4 protein-coding genes and 1 pseudogene are annotated in these 4,131 nt (G+C 71.6%); 2 read left to right on the forward strand and 3 right to left on the reverse strand.

Translation table 11 applies throughout. The features are described 5' to 3' along the window. Window positions 1–270: pseudogene (locus ACTWQJ_RS47515) on the reverse strand (purine-nucleoside phosphorylase); the annotation flags it as partial. Between the two features lie 114 nt (window positions 271–384). Further along, on the reverse strand, window positions 385–822 hold the full coding sequence (locus tag ACTWQJ_RS47520) for a gamma-glutamylcyclotransferase (protein WP_443312590.1): 438 nt from the start codon (window positions 820–822) through the stop codon (window positions 385–387). A gap of 105 nt (window positions 823–927) precedes the next feature. Here ACTWQJ_RS47520 and ACTWQJ_RS47525 point away from each other — a divergent pair, with 105 nt between their 5' ends. Continuing rightward, window positions 928–2,376, forward strand: a complete 1,449-nt coding sequence (locus ACTWQJ_RS47525; protein WP_443312591.1) for an NAD(P)H-quinone dehydrogenase — start codon at window positions 928–930, stop codon at window positions 2,374–2,376. A gap of 167 nt (window positions 2,377–2,543) precedes the next feature. Further along, on the forward strand, window positions 2,544–3,512 hold the full coding sequence (locus tag ACTWQJ_RS47530) for a DeoR/GlpR family DNA-binding transcription regulator (protein ID WP_443312592.1): 969 nt from the start codon (window positions 2,544–2,546) through the stop codon (window positions 3,510–3,512). A gap of 103 nt (window positions 3,513–3,615) precedes the next feature. Here the strand turns inward: ACTWQJ_RS47530 and ACTWQJ_RS47535 are convergent. After that, window positions 3,616–4,131 (reverse strand): acetyl-CoA carboxylase biotin carboxyl carrier protein subunit (locus ACTWQJ_RS47535; RefSeq protein WP_443312593.1); only part of this gene is annotated, 516 nt, incomplete at its 5' end.

Raw genomic sequence — 4,131 nt, forward strand, 5'->3', positions numbered from 1 at the left:
GACCAGGGCACGCTTGTCGCCGATCCGGTACGTGCGGATCTTGCCGCCGTGGCCCGCGACGGCCGGCGGCGGGAATCCGGGCAGCTCGGTGACCTGGAACTCGGCCTCGGGAGCGCCGAGCGCGTCCACGGCCGGAGCCCAGCCGGAGCCCATCACGAGGGCGACGTCGTGGGACTCGGCGCCGGTGAGTTCGCGCAGGCGCGCGGCGGCGGCGTCGGCGGCGGCGTACGGGTCGCCCTGGATGTCGTCCGGAAGAAGAGATGCGTTCACGCGCACGAGGGTAGCCGGTCCCGGCCTACGCGCGTAGATGACGGAGGTCACGGGATGGCGATCGTTGTCTTGTCGTTTCCGACGAAAGCGGCCGCGCGGAGGGGCGGCGAGCCCTCAGCAGGGCCTCTTGCGCAGCTCCATCACGTAGTCGTGCGGTGCCCCGGCCGACTCCGCCGCGTCCGCGATCTCGCCCAGGTAGCGGGCCGACGGCAGGCCGCCCTCGTAGGCGTTCAGGACGTACGCCCAGGCCGTCTCCTCGCCGTCGAGGGTGTGCACACGGACCCGCATCCGGCGGTAGACCTCGAGGCCGACGCCGACCCACCGGTCGAGTGACTCCTCGTCCATCGGTGCGATGTCGTACAGCGCCACGAAGACCTGGGAGCCGGGCGACTCGACGACGGTCGCCAGCGCGCCCTCCCACCCCATGTGCTCGCCGCCGAACGTCAGCCGCCAGCCGTTAAGCCACCCCATGGCCCGCATCGGCGAGTGCGGGGCGCGGCGCGACATCAGCCGCGCGTCGAGATGGGCGGCGTACGCGGCGTGGAGGGACATGGGTCGAGCGTACGGCAGTCGGCTCGCGTGTCACTTCCGTCCCGGGGGTACCTGTGGTAGCCGGAGTGGGCCCCGGGGCGGTCGCACGTTGAAGGGTGCGGGACAATGGAGTACGTGACTCGGATCGTGATCATCGGTGGCGGACCCGGCGGATACGAAGCGGCGCTGGTCGCCGCACAACTCGGCGCGGAGGTGACCGTCGTCGACTGCGACGGTCTGGGCGGAGCGTCGGTACTGACCGACTGCGTGCCGTCCAAGACCCTCATCGCCACGGCCGAGGTGATGACCACCTTCGACTCCTCCTACGAGGAGCTGGGGATCATCGTCGCGGACGACACCCCGCCCGAGGAGATGGCCGCCCGCATCATCGGCGTCGACCTCGGCAAGGTCAACCGACGGGTCAAGCGGCTCGCGCTCGCCCAGTCCCACGACATCACCGCCTCCGTCACCCGGGCCGGTGCCCGGGTGCTGCGCGGCCGCGGCCGGCTGGAGGGCATGCAGGCCCTCGACGGCTCGCGCAAGGTCGTCGTGCGCGCCGCCGACGGCACCGAGGAGACCCTCACCGCCGACGCCGTCCTCATCGCCACCGGCGGTCACCCGCGCGAGCTGCCCGACGCCAGGCCGGACGGTGAGCGCATCCTCAACTGGACCCAGGTCTACGACCTCGACGAGCTCCCCGAGGAGCTCATCGTGGTCGGCTCCGGTGTCACCGGCGCCGAGTTCGCCGGCGCCTACCAGGCCCTCGGCTCCAAGGTCACCCTCGTCTCCTCCCGCGACCGCGTGCTGCCCGGCGAGGACCCGGACGCGGCCGGCGTGCTGGAGGACGTCTTCCGGCGCCGCGGCATGAACGTCATGGCCCGCTCCCGCGCCGCCGCCGCCAAGCGGGTCGGCGACCGGGTCGAGGTCACCCTCGCCGACGGGCGGGTCATCACCGGCTCGCACTGTCTGATGGCCGTCGGCGCCGTCCCCAACTCCGCGGGCATGGGCCTGGAGGAGGCGGGCGTCAAGCTGCGCGACTCCGGGCACATCTGGACCGACAAGGTCTCCCGCACGACCGCTCCGGGCGTGTACGCGGCCGGCGACGTGACCGGCGTCTTCGCCCTCGCGTCCGTCGCCGCCATGCAGGGCCGTATCGCCATGTACCACTTCCTCGGCGAGACGGTGGCCCCGCTCAACCTCAAGACGGTCTCCTCGAACGTCTTCACCGACCCCGAGATCGCCACCGTCGGCTACACCCAGGCAGACGTGGACGGCGGCGTCATCGACGCCCGGGTCGTGAAGCTGCCGCTGCTGCGCAACCCGCGCGCCAAGATGCAGGGCATCCGGGACGGCTTCGTCAAGATCTTCTGCCGCCCGGGGACCGGGATCGTGGTCGGCGGTGTGGTCGTGTCGCCGCGCGCCTCGGAACTGATCCACCCCATCTCGATCGCCGTCGACAACAATCTGACGGTCGAACAGATCGCGAACGCGTTCACCGTGTACCCCTCCCTTTCGGGGTCGATCGCCGAGGTGGCCCGACAGCTCCACACCCGCAAGGCGACCGCCGAGAGCTGACGGCCGAAACCGACTCCCCGCTGGTCACGGGGAGTTGCCGGCCATGCGGACGGCATAGGCAACGGGAGTACGCTCCTATACCACTTCCCGCTGTTGTGTGCGAACAACTTCTGTTATTCGGCGCAAACTGCTGAAAGCAGACGGTCGTTGGGGTTACTGTCAGTTTCGTGTTCGCTGCAGAACGTCGCCAGTTGATCCTCGAAATGGTGCGAGCAAACGGAGCCGTGTCGCTCCGTGAGCTCGCCCGCGTCGTCCAGACCTCCGAAGTGACCGTACGGCGGGACGTGCGCGCACTGGAGGCAGAAGGACTCCTCGACCGCCGGCACGGCGGTGCGGTACTGCCGGGCGGATTCACGCGGGAGTCCGGCTTTCCGCAGAAGTCACATCTCGCGACCGCCGAGAAGACGGCCATCGCCGACCTCGCCGCGGGCCTGGTCGAAGAGGGCGAGGCCATCGTCGTCGGGGCGGGTACGACCACGCAGGAGCTGGCCCGCCGGCTCGCGCGGGTGCCCGGCCTGACCGTCGTCACCAACTCTCTCCTGGTGGCCCAGGCGTTGGCCCACGCCAACCGGGTGGAGGTCGTGATGACGGGCGGGACACTCCGCGGTTCCAACTACGCCCTCGTCGGCTCCGGCGCCGAGCAGTCCCTCCAGGGGCTGCGGGTGTCGAGGGCCTTCCTCTCCGGGAGCGGGCTGACCGCCGAACGCGGTCTGTCCACGTCCAACATGCTCTCGGCGTCCGTCGACCGGGCCCTCGTCCAGGCCGCCGCGGAGGTCGTGGTCCTCGCGGACCACACCAAGCTCGGCACGGACACGATGTTCCAGACGGTCCCGACCGACGTGATCACCCGCCTGGTGACGGACGAGCCCCCGCCGCACGACGACCGCGCGGCCACCGAGCTGCAGGCCCTGGCCGACCAGGGCGTCCAGATCGCCGTGGCGGGGGCGGGCGCGTCGGGAAACGGAGGCGCGGGGGGTGATGCCGCCCCGGCGCGTCAGCAGCGCCGGGACGTACCTCTCCCGGGCCCGCGCCGCGGCCAGGTCCCCGGCGGCCCGGCCCTGCGCACGGCCGCGGTCCTGGGCGACCAGACACCGGGGACGGACCGGGCACGGGTGGCGGACCTGCGGCGACGCTGAACCGCCGGCGGGCAGGCCCGCCGGCGGCTGCGCTGTCTGAAGTCCTCGATCCGCGGATCGCCGCGCCGGACGTGACCGACGCGACGATCCCGTGTCAGCCGGGTCAGTCCTTGATCTCGCAGATCGCCGCGCCGGAGGTGAGGGACGCGCCGACCTCCGCGCTCAGGCCCTTGATGGTGCCGGACTTGTGGGCGTTCAGCGGCTGTTCCATCTTCATGGCTTCGAGTACGACGACCAGGTCGCCTTCCTTGACCTCCTGGCCCTCCTCGACGGCGATCTTGACGATGGTGCCCTGCATGGGCGAGGCGAGGGTGTCGCCGGAGGCCACGGGCCCGGACTTCCTGGCGGCGCGTCGCTTGGGCTTGGCGCCGGCGGCGAGGCCGGTGCGGGCCAGGGACATGCCGAGGGAGGAGGGCAGGGAGACCTCCAGACGCTTGCCGCCGACCTCGACGACGACCGTCTCGCGGCCCGGCTCCTCCTCCGCCTCCCCGGCGGCGGGGGCGGTGAAGGGCTTGATCTCGTTGACGAACTCGGTCTCGATCCACCGGGTGTGGACCGTGAACGGCTCGGTGGAGCCGGTGAGTTCGGGGGCGAACGCCGGGTCGGTGACCACCGCGCG

The organism is Streptomyces sp. KR55 (assembly GCF_052245645.1).
In the GTDB taxonomy this organism is placed as follows: domain Bacteria; phylum Actinomycetota; class Actinomycetes; order Streptomycetales; family Streptomycetaceae; genus Streptomyces; species Streptomyces flavusporus.

What these genes read in the sequence shown, in the direction of transcription:
- ACTWQJ_RS47525 (WP_443312591.1), top strand. Translation starts at nt 928, where the DNA reads ATGGAGTACGTGACTCGGATCGTGATCATCGGTGGCGGACCCGGCGGA.
- ACTWQJ_RS47520 (WP_443312590.1), bottom strand. Translation starts at nt 822, where the DNA reads ATGTCCCTCCACGCCGCGTACGCCGCCCATCTCGACGCGCGGCTGATG.